Origin of the sequence: Nocardia gipuzkoensis, assembly GCF_021183645.1 — a bacterium.
Classification (GTDB): Bacteria; Actinomycetota; Actinomycetes; order Mycobacteriales; family Mycobacteriaceae; genus Nocardia; species Nocardia abscessus.
This window is the reverse complement of record NZ_CP089225.1, coordinates 5587265-5603134: the sequence shown is the minus strand read 5'-3', so window position 1 is coordinate 5603134 and position 15870 is coordinate 5587265. Positions and strand designations below refer to the sequence as shown.

At 69.6% G+C, this 15870-nt stretch carries 16 protein-coding genes; 3 read left to right on the top strand and 13 right to left on the bottom strand.

Annotation, left to right across the window (positions count from 1 at the left end; genetic code table 11):
* Positions 1 to 188 precede the first annotated feature (188 nt).
* From coaBC to LTT66_RS25520, 12 genes are all read right to left on the bottom strand, one after another.
* Entirely contained in the window at positions 189 to 1412 is a 1224-nt protein-coding gene (coaBC, locus tag LTT66_RS25575) for a bifunctional phosphopantothenoylcysteine decarboxylase/phosphopantothenate--cysteine ligase CoaBC (RefSeq protein WP_233060969.1), read from the bottom strand.
* Positions 1413 to 1455: 43 nt separating this feature from the next.
* On the bottom strand, positions 1456 to 1737 hold the full coding sequence (gene rpoZ, locus LTT66_RS25570; protein ID WP_039798918.1) for a DNA-directed RNA polymerase subunit omega: 282 nt from the start codon (positions 1735 to 1737) through the stop codon (positions 1456 to 1458).
* Between the two features lie 26 nt (positions 1738 to 1763).
* Positions 1764 to 2348, bottom strand: coding sequence for a guanylate kinase (gmk, locus tag LTT66_RS25565; protein WP_181720859.1), 585 nt, complete (start codon positions 2346 to 2348; stop codon positions 1764 to 1766).
* 8 nt (positions 2349 to 2356) lie between these two features.
* The gene (gene mihF / locus LTT66_RS25560; protein ID WP_028476708.1) at positions 2357 to 2677 is read right to left on the bottom strand and encodes an integration host factor, actinobacterial type; all 321 of its coding nucleotides are present in this window, start codon (positions 2675 to 2677) and stop codon (positions 2357 to 2359) included.
* A gap of 568 nt (positions 2678 to 3245) precedes the next feature.
* The gene (gene pyrF, locus LTT66_RS25555; protein WP_233060968.1) at positions 3246 to 4070 is read right to left on the bottom strand and encodes an orotidine-5'-phosphate decarboxylase; all 825 of its coding nucleotides are present in this window, start codon (positions 4068 to 4070) and stop codon (positions 3246 to 3248) included.
* 25 nt (positions 4071 to 4095) lie between these two features.
* On the bottom strand, positions 4096 to 7404 hold the full coding sequence (carB, locus tag LTT66_RS25550) for a carbamoyl-phosphate synthase large subunit (protein WP_233060967.1): 3309 nt from the start codon (positions 7402 to 7404) through the stop codon (positions 4096 to 4098).
* Entirely contained in the window at positions 7404 to 8543 is a 1140-nt protein-coding gene (gene carA, locus LTT66_RS25545) for a glutamine-hydrolyzing carbamoyl-phosphate synthase small subunit (RefSeq protein ID WP_233060966.1), read from the bottom strand. Before carA ends, carB begins: the two co-directional genes overlap by 1 nt.
* Complete coding sequence (locus LTT66_RS25540; RefSeq protein ID WP_181720856.1) at positions 8540 to 9061, bottom strand: PH-like domain-containing protein; 522 nt, start codon at positions 9059 to 9061, stop codon at positions 8540 to 8542. The genes carA and LTT66_RS25540 overlap by 4 nt, the downstream gene beginning before the upstream one ends.
* 39 nt (positions 9062 to 9100) lie before the next feature.
* Positions 9101 to 10429, bottom strand: coding sequence for a dihydroorotase (locus tag LTT66_RS25535; RefSeq protein WP_233060965.1), 1329 nt, complete (start codon positions 10427 to 10429; stop codon positions 9101 to 9103).
* Complete coding sequence (locus tag LTT66_RS25530) at positions 10426 to 11385, bottom strand: aspartate carbamoyltransferase catalytic subunit (protein ID WP_233060964.1); 960 nt, start codon at positions 11383 to 11385, stop codon at positions 10426 to 10428. The genes LTT66_RS25535 and LTT66_RS25530 overlap by 4 nt, the downstream gene beginning before the upstream one ends.
* A 37-nt stretch (positions 11386 to 11422) precedes the next feature.
* On the bottom strand, positions 11423 to 12055 hold the full coding sequence (gene pyrR, locus LTT66_RS25525) for a bifunctional pyr operon transcriptional regulator/uracil phosphoribosyltransferase PyrR (protein ID WP_233060963.1): 633 nt from the start codon (positions 12053 to 12055) through the stop codon (positions 11423 to 11425).
* 138 nt (positions 12056 to 12193) lie between these two features.
* Positions 12194 to 13051, bottom strand: a complete 858-nt coding sequence (locus LTT66_RS25520) for an SAM-dependent methyltransferase (RefSeq protein ID WP_233060962.1) — start codon at positions 13049 to 13051, stop codon at positions 12194 to 12196.
* Between the two features lie 122 nt (positions 13052 to 13173).
* Here LTT66_RS25520 and LTT66_RS25515 point away from each other — a divergent pair, with 122 nt between their 5' ends.
* From LTT66_RS25515 to LTT66_RS25505, 3 genes are all read left to right on the top strand, one after another.
* Positions 13174 to 13800, top strand: a complete 627-nt coding sequence (locus LTT66_RS25515; RefSeq protein WP_233060961.1) for an alpha-ketoglutarate-dependent dioxygenase AlkB — start codon at positions 13174 to 13176, stop codon at positions 13798 to 13800.
* Between the two features lie 74 nt (positions 13801 to 13874).
* Entirely contained in the window at positions 13875 to 14324 is a 450-nt protein-coding gene (locus LTT66_RS25510) for an SgcJ/EcaC family oxidoreductase (protein WP_233060960.1), read from the top strand.
* A 43-nt stretch (positions 14325 to 14367) separates the two neighbouring features.
* Positions 14368 to 15081: an HD domain-containing protein gene (locus LTT66_RS25505; RefSeq protein ID WP_181720850.1), complete on the top strand. Its 714-nt coding sequence runs from the start codon at positions 14368 to 14370 to the stop codon at positions 15079 to 15081.
* A gap of 207 nt (positions 15082 to 15288) precedes the next feature.
* On the opposite strand, the gene LTT66_RS25500 is transcribed toward LTT66_RS25505, so the two are convergent.
* Positions 15289 to 15864 carry a TetR/AcrR family transcriptional regulator gene (locus LTT66_RS25500; protein WP_233060959.1) on the bottom strand — a complete coding sequence of 192 codons (576 nt, stop codon included), beginning with the start codon at positions 15862 to 15864 and terminating at the stop codon, positions 15289 to 15291.
* Positions 15865 to 15870 lie beyond the last annotated feature (6 nt).

Here is a 15870-nt window from a genome sequence, read left to right as displayed (position 1 = left end):
AGTAACGCGATGTCGCTACCGCGCAACCCTTATATCCCAGACTATTCCAAATCACCGACACGGCGGGGAGCTACCCCGATGCCATTCCGAACAGCTGAACCGGCGGTGTCCCGGCGATGCCGAAATGATGACGGCGGCGCGAACGAACGACCGATCAGCCGTCGATCCCGGCAGGCACGCGGCCCGGCTCAGCGCAGCAATACGCTCAGCGCGTCGAGCACCCGGCTGGCCAGCAACGCCTTCGACCCGTGATCGAGCGCCTGCTCGGTGCCGTCCGCGCCGAGCAGCCAGCCGTCGTTGGTGTCCACCTCGAACGCCTTGCCCTCGCCGACGGCGTTGACCACGAGCAGGTCGCAGCCCTTGCGCGCGAGCTTGGCCCGCGCGTGAGTGAGGACGTCGCCGTGCTCGTCACCGGTCTCGGCGGCGAAGCCGACGATCGCGGTGCCGGGCAACTGCCCGTCGCGCCGCGACTGCACCAGCCCGGCGAGGATGTCGTCGGTCTTGGTCAACGCGATGACGTCCGGCTCCCCCGCGCCCTTCTTGATCTTGGCGGCGGCGACGTTGGTCGGCCGGAAATCGGCGACGGCGGCGGCCATGATCACCGCGTCGGCGCCGACGGCGTGCTTGTCCACGGCGGTCTTCAGCTGTTCGGCGGTGGTGATGTGCACCAGGTCGACGGCGGCCGGCGCCGCCATCTCGATCGTGTTGCCCGCGATGAGCGTGACGTGGGCGCCGCGCTGGGCGGCGACCCGGGCGAGCGCGTAGCCCTGCTTGCCGGAGCTGCGGTTACCGAGGAAACGCACCGGATCCAGCGGTTCCCTGGTGCCGCCCGCGGTGATGACGACCCGGCGGCCCTCCAGATCACGCGGGATCGCGTCGGCGCGCTCCATGAGCAGCGACGCGAGACCGAAGATCTCCTCGGGCTCGGGCAGCCGTCCGGGGCCGGTGTCGGCGCCGGTGAGGCGTCCCGCCGCGGGTTCCATGACGATCGCACCGTGGGCACGCAGCGTCGCGACGTTGGCGACGGTCGCCGGATGCTCCCACATCTCGGTGTGCATCGCGGGCGCGAACAAGATCGGACATCGGGCCGTCAGCAGCGTGGCGGTGAGCAGGTCGTCGGCACGGCCGGACGCGGCGCGGGCCATGAGGTCGGCGGTCGCCGGGGCGATGACCACCAGGTCCGCCTCCTGGCCCAGCCGAACGTGCGGGACCTCCGGCACGTCGGAGAACACGCCCGTGTGCACCGGGTTCCCGGACAGTGCTTCGAAGGTCGCCTTGCCGACGAACTCCAGCGCCGAGTGGGTGGGGATCACCCGGACGTCGTGTCCGGTCTCGGTGAACCGCCGGACCAGAGAGCACGCCTTGTAGGCGGCGATTCCTCCGGCTACGCCGACGACGATCCTTGTGGTCACTACGCCTCCGGCCTAGTAGTGGTCACGGCGAACTCGGTTCGCCTCACTCGCCTTCGGAGTGCTCGAGCAGGTCGGAGTGGATCTCGCGCAGGGCGACCGACAGCGGCTTCTCCTGCAGACCCGGCTCGACCAGCGGGCCGACGTACTCGAGGATGCCGTCGCCGAGCTGGTTGTAGTAGTCGTTGATCTGGCGGGCCCGCTTGGCCGCGTAGATGACCAGGGCGTACTTGGACGACGTGCGCTCGAGCAACTCGTCGATCGGCGGGTTGGTCAGGCCGACCGGCGTGTCGTAGGCGGGCGCGGTCTTGGTGTCCGTACTGCTCACTAGGGGGACTCCTGGTGTTGGGGAGGTCACGAACTCGAATTTGTGCTAACGAACAACGATACCAACTGCTCACATGCGCTGGTCACCTCGTCGTTCACGATAACGATGTCGAACTCGTCACAGGCCGCCAGCTCGATCCTGGCGGTTTCCAGGCGGCGCTCGATCACCTCGGGCGACTCGGTGCCGCGCGAGGTCAGCCGCGCCACCAATTCCTCCCAGCTCGGCGGGGCCAGGAACACCAGGATCGCTTCCGGGATCGCCCGGCGCACCGACCGCGCGCCCTCCAGATCCACTTCGACCAGCACCGGAAGGCCCTCCGCCAGAGCGGCGCGGACCGGCCCGGCGGGCGTGCCCGAACGCTGCAGCCCGCCGTGGATGTCCGCCCATTCGAGCAGCTCATCCGCCTCGATCATCGCGTCGAACTCCGCGCGGGAGACGAAGCGATAGTCGAGGCCGTCGACCTCCCCGGGCCGCGGGGCCCGGGTCGTTGCCGACACGCTGAAGACCAGGTCGGGCAGTCGTTCGCGGACACAGCGGACCACGGTGGACTTGCCCACGGCCGAGGGGCCGACCAGTACTACCAGCCGACCCTTCCGCGTGTGTTCGATCACCCTCGTCGTCAGGCGTCGAAGTCGAACCGGGCCAGCAGCGCCTTACGCTGCCGGTCGCCGAGTCCGCGCAGCCGCCGGGTGGGGGCGATCTCCAGCTCGCTCATGATTTCCGCCGCCTTGACCTTGCCCACCTTCGGCAGGGCCTCCAACAGCGCCGACACCTTCATCTTGCCGAGGATCTCGTCGGTCTCGGCGTCGGTGAGGACCTGCTTCAGGTTGGTGCCGCCACGCTTCAAGCGCTCCTTGAGCTCCGCCCGAGCGCGGCGAGCGGCAGCCGCCTTCTCCAAAGCAGCGGCGCGCTGCTCGTCAGTCAGCTGGGGAAGGGCCACGGTTCCTCCGTCTCATCGTTCATTGCATCAACTCCTACCGGTAACCCGGCAGTCTCAGCGACCGTACCCACGACGTCCGCCGATTGCGAACCCACCCCCCAGGTCAGCGCATGATTCCGAATACCGAGTACACCGGGGCGGCTCCGGCGGCGGTCCGCCCGCGCCACCGCGCGGCTCACCCTGGCGAACTCGCGAAATGTGCCGCCAGCAGGGAGTTTTCGACAGACCGAGTGGTTTGCGGAAGGGTTGCGACACCGCGGCGCATCGCTCCAGCAACCCCTCGACCGCCCTACCAGGAACTTTCTCGAAAATTTCCGCGTGTCGCGAGTTCTTACCGCGTGTCGGGCGTCACATCCGGGTCATTCGGGCCGTCTTTCGCGGCATTCGATGCCGGATCCTGGCCCTGTACGCCGGTCCAGGTGCGAAGTGCCTCCCCGTACACCAACCGCACCCGAAATCGATCCAGGAGCGCGCACAGGCCCCGCTAAAGGCCGCCTGTGTACGTGCACCTGCATGCACAGGCGGCGAAACCGACCGAAGGCCGGCGCGGGTGCGCCGGCCTTCGTTGTCATTTCCGTAGAAACGCGAACGCGTCCTGCAGGGCTTGCACGCTGGCACGCAGTGCCGGGACGGTCGGCCCGTCCCGGAGCACCTCCCGCGAGACAGTCGGGACGACGGCCCCCAGCATCGGCTCGGGGACCAGGTTCCGGATCGTTTCCGGGCCGCCGCCCTGCGCACCGACCCCTGGCATGAGGATCGGCCCGTTCAGCGCGGCGAGGTCCGGGGCCTCGCTCAAGGTGGCCCCGACCACCACGCCCACCGAACCGAACGCTTCGCCCGCGTTGCGGGCCGCGGCCTCGTCGACCATTGTCTGCGCCACGACGCGACCGTCCACGGCCACCGCCCGTTGCACCTGCGCTCCTTCGGGATTCGACGTCGCAGCGAGCACGAAGACGCCGCGATGGTTGGCCTGCGCCAGCGTCAGCGCAGGCGCCAGCGAACCGAATCCGAGATACGGCGAGACGGTCACCGCGTCGGACCCGAGCGGGCCGTCGGCCAGCCAGGTCCGGGCGTAGGCGTCCATGGTGGACCCGATATCGCCGCGCTTGGCGTCGGCGAGCACCAAGGTCCCCGAGGCGCGCAACACCTCGATGGTGCGCTCCAGGACCGCGATACCGCCGGAGCCGTAGGCCTCGAAGAACGCGACCTGCGGCTTGACCAGCGCGACCAGGCCGTCGAAAGCCTCCACGCAGATCTCGGCGAACCGCTCCAGCCCCTCGACGTCCTCGGTCAGGTCCCAGGAGCGCAGCAGTGCCGGGTGCGGGTCGATGCCGACGCACACCGGCCCGAACTGCCCCATGGCGTGGCGCAACCGGTCGCCGAAGGTCTTCATCTCGCCCGCTCCGTCCTGCCGCGGCTCACCCACGCAGCACCGAGTGCAGTTCCTGCAGCGACCGCACACCGATCCCGCCGTTGATGCTGGCCTCGATGCCTTGCACCGCGGCCGCGGCGCCCTGCACGGTGGTGATGCACGGGATGTTGACCCCGACCGCCGCGCTGCGGATCTCGTAACCGTCCACCCGTGGACCGGAGTTGCCGTAGGGCGTGTTGAACACCATGTCGACCTCGCCGTCGCGGATCTGTTCCACGATCGTCGGCTCGTCGCCCGGGCTCACCTCGGAGTGCTTGCGCACCTGCTCACACGGAATCCCGTTGCGGCGCAGCATTTCCGCCGTGCCCTCGGTGGCGAGGATACGGAAGCCGAGGTCGTGCAGGCGCTTCACCGGGAAGACCATCGCGCGCTTGTCCCGGTTGGCGATCGAGACGAACACGGTGCCCTCGGTGGGCAGTGAGCCGTAGGCGGCGGTCTGGCTCTTGGCGAAGGCGGTGCCGAAATCGGCGTCGATGCCCATCACTTCGCCGGTGGACTTCATCTCCGGCGACAGCAGCGAATCCACGCCGCTGCCGTCGGCGCGCCGGAAGCGATGGAACGGCAGCACGGCCTCCTTGACCGCGACCGGAGCGTCCAGCGCGACGTGCCCGCCGTCACCCTCGCTCGGCAGCATGCCCTCCTTGCGCAGCTCGGCGATGGTGGCGCCGAGCATGATCCGCGCGGCGGCCTTGGCCAGCGGCACCGCGGTCGCCTTCGACACGAACGGAACCGTCCGGCTCGCGCGCGGATTGGCCTCCAGCACGTAGAGCACATCGTCCTTGAGCGCGTACTGCACGTTGAGCAGGCCGCGCACGCCGATGCCCTTGGCCAGCGCGACGGTGGAGCGGCGCACCGCCTCGATGTCGCTGCGGCCCAGCGTGATCGGCGGCAGCGCGCAGGCGGAGTCACCGGAGTGGATGCCCGCCTCCTCGATGTGCTCCATCACGCCGCCGAGGTAGACCTCCTCGCCGTCGCACAGCGCGTCGACGTCGATCTCGATCGCATCCTCCAGGAAACGGTCGACCAGCACCGGATGCTCCGGGCTCAGCTCGGTCGCGCGGGAGATGTAGCCCTCCAGCGACTGCTCGTCGTACACGATCTCCATGCCGCGGCCACCGAGCACGTAGGACGGTCGCACCAGCACCGGGTAGCCGATCTCGGCGGCGATCCTGCGCGCCTGCGCGAACGTGGTCGCGGTGCCGTACTTCGGCGCGGGCAGCCCGGCCGCGACCAGCACGTCGCCGAATTCGCCGCGGTCTTCGGCCAGGTCGATGGCGGCCGCGCTGGTGCCGACCACCGGCACCCCCGCGTCGGTGAGGCGCTGCGCGAGACCGAGCGGGGTCTGCCCGCCCAGCTGCACGATGACGCCCTCGACAGTGCCGGACTCGCACTCGGCGTGGTAGACCTCGAGCACGTCCTCGAAGGTCAGCGGCTCGAAGTAGAGACGATCGGCGGTGTCGTAGTCGGTGGAGACGGTCTCGGGGTTGCAGTTGACCATCACCGTCTCGTACCCGGCCTGCGACAGCGTCTGCGCCGCGTGCACACACGAGTAGTCGAACTCGATGCCCTGGCCGATCCGGTTCGGCCCGGACCCGAGGATGATCACCTTCGCGCGCTCGCGCTGCGGCGCCACCTCGGACTCAGCGGCGGGATCGAGCTCGTAGGCCGAGTAGTGGTACGGCGTCTTGGCCTCGAACTCGGCGGCGCAGGTGTCGACGGTCTTGAAGACCGGCCGGACACCGAGCCGGTGCCGTAGCACACGCACCCCGGTCTCTCCCGCCAGCTCCGGCCGCAGCGCGGCCAGCTGACGATCGGACAGCCCGTAGTGCTTGGCCCGCCGCAGCAGCGGCTCGTCCAGCACGGGCGCGTCGAGAATCTCCCGGCGCAACTCGACCAGGCCTGCCACTTCCGCGACGAACCACGGGTCGATGCCGGAGGCGGCGGCCACGTCCTCGATGCTCGCGCCCAGGCGCAGCGCCCGCTCCACCTGGTAGATGCGCCCTTCGGTGGGAGTGCGCAGGTCATCCAGGATCGCATCGGCGTCGGTCCACGCGCCGTCTTCCTGGGTCCAGAAACCCGCGGCCTTGGTCTCCAGCGAACGCAGCACCTTGCCCAGCGCCTCGGCGAAGTTGCGGCCGAGCGACATCGCCTCGCCCACCGACTTCATGGTGGTGGTCAGCGTGCCGTCGGCGCCGGGGAACTTCTCGAACGCGAACCGTGGCGCCTTGACCACCACGTAGTCCAGGGTCGGCTCGAAGCAGGCCGGGGTTTCCTTGGTGATGTCGTTGACGATCTCGTCGAGCGTGTAGCCGATGGCCAGCTTGGCGGCGATCTTCGCGATCGGGAAGCCGGTCGCCTTGGAGGCCAGCGCGGACGAGCGCGAGACGCGCGGGTTCATCTCGATGACGATCAGGCGGCCGTCGAGCGGGTTCACCGCGAACTGGATGTTGCAGCCGCCGGTGTCGACGCCCACCTCGCGCAGGATGGCGATGCCGAGGTCGCGCAGCTTCTGGTACTCCCGGTCGGTGAGCGTCATGGCGGGGGCGACGGTCATCGAGTCACCGGTGTGCACCCCCATCGGGTCGACGTTCTCGATCGAGCAGACCACCACGACGTTGTCGCGGCCGTCGCGCATCAGCTCGAGCTCGTATTCCTTCCAGCCGAGGATGGACTCCTCGATGAGGACGTTCGCGGTGGGCGAGGCGGCCAGGCCGCCACCGGCGATGCGGTCGAGGTCCTGGTCGTTGTAGGCCATGCCGGAACCGAGCCCGCCCATGGTGAACGACGGGCGCACCACCACGGGGAAGCCGAGCTCGGCGACCGTCTCGCGCACCTCGTCCATGGTGAAGCAGACCCGCGAGCGGGCGCTCTCCCCGCCCACCTTGGCGACGATGTCCTTGAACTTCTGCCGGTCCTCACCACGCTGGATGGCGTCGAAGTCGGCGCCGATCAGCTCCACGCCGTACTTCGCCAGCACTCCGCGCTCGTGCAGCGCGACCGCGGTGTTCAGCGCGGTCTGGCCGCCGAGTGTGGCCAGGATGGCGTCGGGACGCTCCTTCTCGATGACCTTTTCCACGAACTCCGGCGTGATCGGCTCCACATAGGTGGAGTCGGCGAATTCCGGGTCGGTCATGATCGTCGCCGGGTTCGAGTTGACCAGCGACACCCGCAGGCCCTCGGCCCGCAGCACCCGGCACGCCTGCGTGCCGGAGTAGTCGAATTCGCACGCCTGGCCGATGACGATCGGGCCAGAACCGATCACCAGGATGTGCTCGAGATCCTCGCGGCGAGGCATCAGGCTCCTTCCATGAGACCGGCGAAACGGTCGAACAGATATGCGGCGTCGTGCGGTCCGGCGGCGGCCTCCGGGTGGTACTGCACCGAGAAGGCGCGGCCGTCGACCAGCCGGACGCCTTCGACCGTGCCGTCGTTGGCGCAGACGTGACTCACCTCGGCCGTGCCGAAGGGGGTGTCGAACCGCTCGCCCCGCTCGCCTTCCAGCGCGAACCCGTGGTTCTGCGCCGTAATCGAGATCCGGCCGGTCTCGTGCTCCACCACCGGGATGTTGATGCCGCGGTGGCCGAACTTCATCTTGTAGGTGTCCCGGCCGAGCGCGCGGCCGAGGATCTGGTTGCCGAAGCAGATGCCGAACAGCGGCATGCCTTTGCCGAGCACGCCACGGGTCAGCTCGACCGCCGTATCGGCGGTGGCCGGGTCGCCGGGGCCGTTGGACAGGAAGACCCCGTCCGGCTTCAGTTCGAGGATCTGCTCCAGCGGCGTGGCCGACGATACGACGTGCACCCGCATGCCGCGCTGGGCGAACATGCGCGGGGTGTTGGTCTTGATGCCGAGGTCGACCGCGACGACGGTGCACCGGTGTTCGCCGTCCGGCTCGATCGTGTAGAGCGCGTCGGTGCTCACCTCGCCCGCGAGGTCGGCGCCGAGCATGGACGGCTGACCGTTCACCCTGGCCACCAGCTCGTCGAGGCCGGCGAGCGCGTCACCGGAGAAGATGCCCGCCTTCATCGAACCGCGGGTGCGCAGGTGGCGCACCAGCGCGCGGGTGTCGATGCCCGCGATGCCGACGATCCGCTGCCGCTGCAGTTCCTCGGGCAGCGTGGTGGTGGCGCGCCAGTTGGACGCGCGCCGCGCGGGATCGCGCACCACGTACCCGGCGACCCAGATCTTCGCGGACTCGTCGTCCTCGTCGTTCCAGCCGGTGTTGCCGATCTGCGGGGCGGCGGCCACCACGATCTGGCGGTGATAGGACGGATCGGTGAGAGTCTCCTGATACCCGGTCATCGCGGTGCAGAACACCGCCTCACCGAGCGTCTGGCCCACCGCGCCGTAGGCCCGGCCGCGAAACACCCGGCCGTCCTCCAGCACGAGCGCTGCGTCCGTCCCCGCCCTGCTCCCGCCCGTATCTCCTGTCATCCCTCGTCATCTCCCGTCATCGTCCCGCTCTGATCCGCCGCAGGAAGCAGGCGCCAAGCCGGGTAGACCGACTTGTCGTCGCCGCGGAAACCCGTATCGATCTCGGTTCCGGTCGGCAGCTTCCAGCGAATGACCAGCACACCATCTTCCGTCATCACTTTGCCCGCATGGCCGCGTTCGGTGCGCACCGCGGTGATGGATTCCTGCGGAATCCAGATCACCGTCGCGCCGTCGCGTTCGAGCAGAATCCCCCGTTCGAACCGGGTCAGTTCCGCGGTGGCCCGGAAACCCAGGTCGCCCACCGTGATCCGGTCCTGCCAGCTCGGCGCGATGGTGCTGCCCAGGTACAGGCCGGTGGTCGGCTCCAGCACCTGCGCGCCGAGTTCGGCGGGCACGGCGGGCAGCGTGCCGATGCGCTCCGCCTGACGAGCCGCGCGATTGCGCCAGCCCCGGTACATCAGCCAGAGGCAGACCGCGAACAGGACCAGCAGCCCGACAACCCAGAGTGTTCTTTCCACTTACGGACCTCCTTGAACGGCTGCGCCTCGATCGCTCATCTACGCCTCCGCACGGTTGCCCAGCGCTTTGCCGTCCCGGGCGGTGACCCGGCCGCGCAGCAGCGTCGCCGTCACCCGTGCCGGGAAGGTCATCGCCTCGAACGGCGTGTTGTTCGAGATGCTGGCCAGTTCACTCCCGCGCACCGTCCAGCTCGCCTTCGGGTCCACCAGCGTCAGGTTGGCCGGCTCACCGACCTCGAGCGGCCTGCCGTGGTCGTCCAGTCCGACGATCGCGGCCGGGCGCTCGCTCATCACGCGGGCGACGCCGCGCCAGTCCAGCAGCCCCGGCTCGACCATGGTCCGCACGATGATCGACAGCGCCGTCTCCAGGCCGAGCATGCCGGGGCGGGCCGCGGCGAACTCGCAGCATTTGTCCTGCTCGGCGTGCGGAGCGTGATCGGTGGCGACGCAGTCGATGATCCCCTCGGCGAGCGCCTGCCGCAGCGCGGCGGCGTCGGAGGCCTCGCGCAGCGGCGGGTTGACCTTGTTGACCGCGTCGTAGGTCTCCAGCCGGGAGTCGTCCAGCAGCAGGTGGTGCGGGGTGACCTCGGCGGTGATCGCTATGCCTTGGGACTTGGCCCACTTCACCAGCTCCACGGTGCCCGCGGTGGAGGCGTGGCAGATGTGCACCCGGGCACCGGCGTCGCGCGCCAGCAGAGCGTCGCGCGCCACGATGGACTCCTCGGCCGCGCGCGGCCAGCCGGCCAGCCCCAGCCGGGCCGCGGTCGGTCCCTCGTGCGCGATCGCGCCTTCGGTCAGTCTCGGCTCCTCGGCGTGCTGGGCGATCAGCACGCCGAGCGAATTCGCGTACTCCAGTGCGCGGCGCATGATCAACGGGTCGTAGACGCAGTGTCCGTCGTCGGAGAACATGCGCACCGCACCGAGGCCCGCGGCCATGGTCCCCATCTCGGCGAGCTGCTTGCCCGCCAGGCCGACGGTGACCGCGCCGACCGGATACACGTCGACCAGGCCGACCTCCCGGCCGCGCCGCCACACATGGTCGGTGACGACCACCGAGTCGGCGACCGGGTTGGTGTTGGCCATCGCGAACACCGCGGTGTAGCCGCCCAGCGCCGCCGCGGCGGAGCCGGTCTCGATGGTCTCGGTGTCCTCGCGGCCCGGCTCCCGCAGGTGGGTGTGCAGGTCGACGAAGCCGGGCAGCAGGATCTGGCCCTGCGCGTCGATGATCTCCGCGTCGACCACGACCGGATCGGTGCCGATCCGGCGGATCTCACCGTCGGCGACGAGCACGTCGACCGGCTCGCCCTCGCCGTAGAGCAACGCGCCCTTGATCAGTACGGGGGTGTTCGCACTCGTCCGAGCGCTCATGCCACTGCCTCCTGTGTCCCGACGAGCAGGCGGAACAGGACCGCCATGCGCATGTGCACACCGTTGGTGACCTGTTGCAGCACCGCGGCCTTCGGGGAGTCCGCGACCGAGGACGCGATCTCCATGCCGCGCAGCATCGGGCCGGGGTGCAGCACGACGGCGTGGTCCTCCAGCAGGGCGAGCCTGCGCTCGGACAGTCCGTAGGTGATCGAGTACTCCCGCGCCGACGGGAAGAACCCGCCGTTCATCCGCTCGGCCTGCACGCGCAGCATCAGGACCGCGTCGGCGCCGATCAGCTCGGCGTCCAGATGGTGGGATACGCGGGCGGGCCAGGTCTCGACGCCGATCGGCAGCAGCGTGCGCGGCGCCACCAGTACGACCTCCGCACCGAGGGTGGCCAGCAGGAAGACGTTGGACCGCGCGACCCGGCTGTGCAGGATGTCGCCGACGATGACGACCCGCTTGCCCTCGATGTCGCCGAGGCGCTGCCGCAGGGTCAGCGCGTCCAGCAGGGCTTGGGTCGGGTGCTCGTGGGTTCCGTCGCCCGCGTTGACGACCGCCGGGCCGGATACCCGTCCCGCGGCGACCGCCCAGTCGTCCATCCAGCGCGCGATCTGATGCGCGGCTCCGGAGGCCGGATGCCGCACGATCAGCGCATCCGCGCCTGCGGCGTGCAAGGTCAGCGCGGTATCGCGCAGTGACTCGCCCTTGGCGACCGAGGAACTGCTCGCGCTGACGTTGATCACGTCCGCGCTCATCCACTTACCCGCTACCTCGAACGAGACCCTGGTACGGGTGGAGTTCTCGTAGAACACCGTCATCACGGTGCGGCCGCGCAGCGTGGGCAGCTTGTGCACCTCGCGGCCGAGCAGGGCCTGCTCGAACCGTTCGGCCTCGTCGAGCAGCTCGGTGGCGGCGGGGCGATCGAGCGCGGCGACCGACAGCAGATGCCTCATACGCCCGCCTCCTGCCGCGAGCCGGCGTGCGGATACCTCACGCCTCCTCCTGGTGCAGGTAGACGCCGTCGCGGCCGTCGTGCTCGGTGAGCAGGACCGAAATGTCCTCCGACCGGCTGGTCGGCACGTTCTTGCCCACGTAGTCGGCCCGGATCGGCAGTTCCCGATGGCCGCGGTCGACGAGCACCGCCAGCTGCACCGCGCGCGGGCGGCCCAGATCGCGCAGGCCGTCGAGCGCGGAGCGGACGGTGCGGCCGGAGAACAGGACGTCGTCGATCAGGACCACCAGCGCGTCCTCGATGCCGCCTTCCGGTACGGAGGTGCGTTCCAGCGGCCGGTGCGGGCGGCTGCGCAGATCGTCGCGGTAGAGGGTGATGTCGAGCGAGCCCAGAGCCGGGCGGACGCCGGAGAATTCCTCGATCTTCTCGGTGAGCCGCGCGGCCAGGGTGGTGCCCCGGGTGGGGATGCCGATCAGCACCACCCGCGGCGCGTCCGGCTCGCCCGCGTCCAGCGCGGTCTTCTCGATGATCTGGTGCGCGATGCGCGCGACGGTCCGCCCGACATCCGAAGCCGACAACAGCTCTCGCCCCGCCGCCACCCACTCCGGGGTATGTCGCTGCGATGTCTCGGCAGCGCCGGACTTGGCGGCCCGTTCTTCGGGCACGGCCATGCCGACCTCCTTCCCCGCCTCACCGGACGGTCCGTTAAAGGATGTCTTACGGCAAGCAGCGTAGCAGCGCCCCGACCCCCGCTTTCACCAGGCATATCGCGCTGTGAGCGGGGCCACTTGCCGCTTCGGTCCGCGCCGCTACTCGCGTACCGCGAGAATCAGTCCGAGATCCCGGCTGCCCAGGGCGGCCGGACGATCGAGCGGCGCCACCAGATCGTCCCAGGCCCGGAACGCGGTCCGCCATCCGTTCTCGGCGAGCCACCGTTCGGCGTCGCGTCCGAGCCCACTGGGTTCCCGCGGCCCGTCGGCCCCCGCGCGCACCAACCGCCGTAGTTCGGTGTATCGCTCGCTGTGCTGAGTGGTGTCGAACTCGGCGAGGCCGAAGTGGCTTCCCGGCGCGGAAAGATCGGTCACCGTGCGCACCACCCGCATCGCGTCCTCGCGCAGCAGGTAGCCGAGCACACCCTCGTCGACCCAATGCGTCGGGACATCGGCGCGAAATCTGTTCGCGCGCAGCGCGCCCGCCCAGTCCTCGCGCAGATCGGCGGCCACCACGTAACGCCCGCAGACCGGTCTCGCGTTCGCGGCGGCCAGCACCGGCTCCTTGAACGCGAACAGTTCCGGCAGGTCGATCTCGAAGACGTCGACCTCCCCCGGCAGCGACAACCGGTAAGCCCTGGTGTCGAGACCCGCGCCGAGGATCACGAGCTGACGGCATCCCGCCGCGACCGCCGTCTCGACGTCGTCGTCCACCAGCCGCACGGAGACGCTGCGGCCCGCGTAGAACTGCTCGGCCAGCGCCTCGAGCCGCGCCCAGCGCGCCGCACCGTCCGGCCCTGCGCCGAGGGTGCGACGCGCCGCGTCCACGAACAGCTGCGCCGCGGGGTCGTCGTAGAGGCGGTCCGGCCGCCGCGATTCCCACGCGCGAATCACCGCCACGCCGATGGCCGTCATCGCGACGCCGGCCTCGGGCGCCCGCGCAGGTGTTTCCGACATGTCAACTCCCTTGTCCGGTCAGCGCCGACCGGCTCATTGTCTCCGACCATTTTCCCGAAGATCCGACAACCCTGACCGAAAACCGCTAGTACATATGTTCGATCAGCGGTACGCTCGGCCGCATGTCCACACCGCTGCAAGGGTCGCTGCTCGACGGATTCGGTGACACCGAATTCGCGCCGCTTCGCGATGCGCGCCGCACGGTGCTCGACCACGGGGCTTGGGTGGATCTGCTGCCCGGTTGGCTTTCGGGTGCGGACGCACTGTTCGACCGGCTGGTCGACAGTGTGCCGTGGAAAGCCGAGCGCAGGCCGATGTACGACCGCGTGGTCGACGTGCCCCGGCTGCTGCGGTTCTACGCGGAGCACGAACCGCTGCCGGACCCGGCACTGGCCGACGCCCGCACGGCCCTCAGCGAGCACTACCACCATGAACTCGGCGAACCGTTTCGCACCGCGGGCCTGTGCTACTACCGCGACGGGCGCGACAGCGTCGCCTGGCACGGTGACAACATCGGCCGCGGCGCCACGCACGACACCATGGTCGCGATCGTGTCGATCGGGGCGCCGAGAGCATTGTCGCTTCGGCCGCGCGGCGGCGGCGCGAGCGTCAAATACCTTCTGGGGCATGGTGATCTACTGGTCATGGGCGGCTCCTGCCAACGCACGTGGGAGCACGCCGTGCCGAAGACGCGAAGGCCCGCCGGTCCGCGGATCAGCATCCAGTACCGCCCGCGAGGCGTCCGCTGACCCGCGCCGTGTGCCCCGGGCAACACCGCGACCAGCTTGACCTGAACCGCCATTGAGGTCGGAAGCTCGTCGGCATGAGTACGACAGCATCCACCCCGCCCCTGGTCCGAGACACGACGGTGGACCACACCGACGACATCGTCGCGATCCGCCGGATCGTGGCCGACGCGCAGGCCGGTTTCAACACCAACGACGCGCAGCTGCTCTCGGCGGATTTCACCGCCAACGCCGCCGTCGTCAACGCGATGGGCACGTTGATCACCGGATTCGACGCACTGCTCGACGCGAACCGCAGCGGTCTGGCCGGATTCCTGAAGGATCAATACGCCCGCTACGAGCTCGCCGACCTCACGTTCCTTCGCCCCGATGTCGCGATCGGTCACAAGCGGGCGTGGGCGACCACGGCCGACGGCGAACTCCTCGACAGCGATCACGCCATGATCGCGCTCTACGTCTTCGTGAAGCAGGGCGATCGCTGGCACATCGCGGCCAGGCAGAACACCCTGGTACCCAAGGCCGAGTAATCGTCGTCCGTCGCGTGTCACCAGCTCCGGTTAGCCTGGCATCATGAGCAATCCAGGGGCGGGGGTCTTGGCCGTGATGCCGCTGCACACGATCAGCGAGGTCTACGGCGAGGCCGGGCTGCGGGAACGACTACTGCTGGAAATCGCCGAGCTGCCGGACACGCAGCGCCTGGCCGCGGCGCTCGATCTCGCGGCCGACCTGCATCGCGACGATCGGTACGGCCGTGAACCCTACCTCAGTCACTTACTGCGCGTGACGATTCGGATCATCAGCCACTACGAGGTCCGGGATCCCGACGTGGTCGCGGCCGGCCTGTTGCACGACTCGGTCGAGGACCATGCCGCCGAACTGGCCGCCGACCGCTCCGGCCCGGCCGTGGACGCCGCGCTGGGCGCGCTCAGCGATCGGTTCGGCGCGCGCGTGGCCGATCTCGTCGCCGCGGTGACCAATCCCGAACCGGATCCGGCGCGCGACCGGCAGGCACAGTACCGCGAGCATGTCGCGGCCAATCTGGACCGAGACCCGTGGGCCCGGGTCATCAAGCTCTCCGACTTCACCGACAACGGCGTCGGCATCCTCTACGCAACCGGTCCCACGATGGCCAAACTCGCCGCCAAGTACCGCCCACTCACCGCCGTATACCGTGACCTGGTCACCCGACCGGACACGCCGCTGGCCGAGCATGTCCGCAGGCACATCCTCGATCAGCTCGATCGGGCGGACGAGCGCTTCGACGCGATTCTGTCGCGGGACTGATCACAGCGGTTCGCCGAAGCGGAGGACTCGCTACACAACAGAGTCCGGGGTTCGCCGGCCTGAAACTACTTCTGCTGCTTGCGATCCCCTTGCTGTTCCGGCGCGTATCCTGGCGCGAGTCGTATCGCGTCGGCACCCGAGTGCGGTGGTTGCGGCCGCTCTCCGCCGCGGCGACTTTCGTGGCACCGACAACCCCGCGGTAACCGGTCACGGCGCCCGCAGCACCGACTCCACCAGCTCGCGCACCGCCGCCAGCAACCGATCCGTTTGGCCTGTCCGGACCATGGCGGGCACCACCTCGGTACTCAGTGCGCCGAGCAGCAGCCGCCCGACCGCCTCGGCATCGAGGTCGGGACGCGCTTCGCGCAGCAACGTGGTGATGTGGTTGTCCCAGAACGCGTGGAATTCCGCGGTGCGTGGATGGGGCGGTTCGGTGCGGTAGGCGACCATCAGTTCGGAATTGTCGATCACCAGTCGTGTCATCGCGTCGAAGTAGGCGGTCAGGCGGGCGTCCGCGGGCGCGCCGGGCCCCAAGGGCGGCGGGCCGCTGGTGACCGCCTCCATGAGCGTGAGCGCGCTCTCGGCGACCATCTCGTGCAGAAGCCCCGCGCGGTTGCCGAAACGATGGAAGACCGTGCCCTTGCCCACCCCGGCGGCCGCCGCGACGCGATCCATGGTGATCGCTTCGGCGCCGTGCTCGGCGAGCAGCGCGAAGGTGGCGTCCAGAATGGCACGCCGGTTGCGCGCCGCGTCCGCCCGTTCCCTGGGCCGTTCGTCGCCCATCGCACC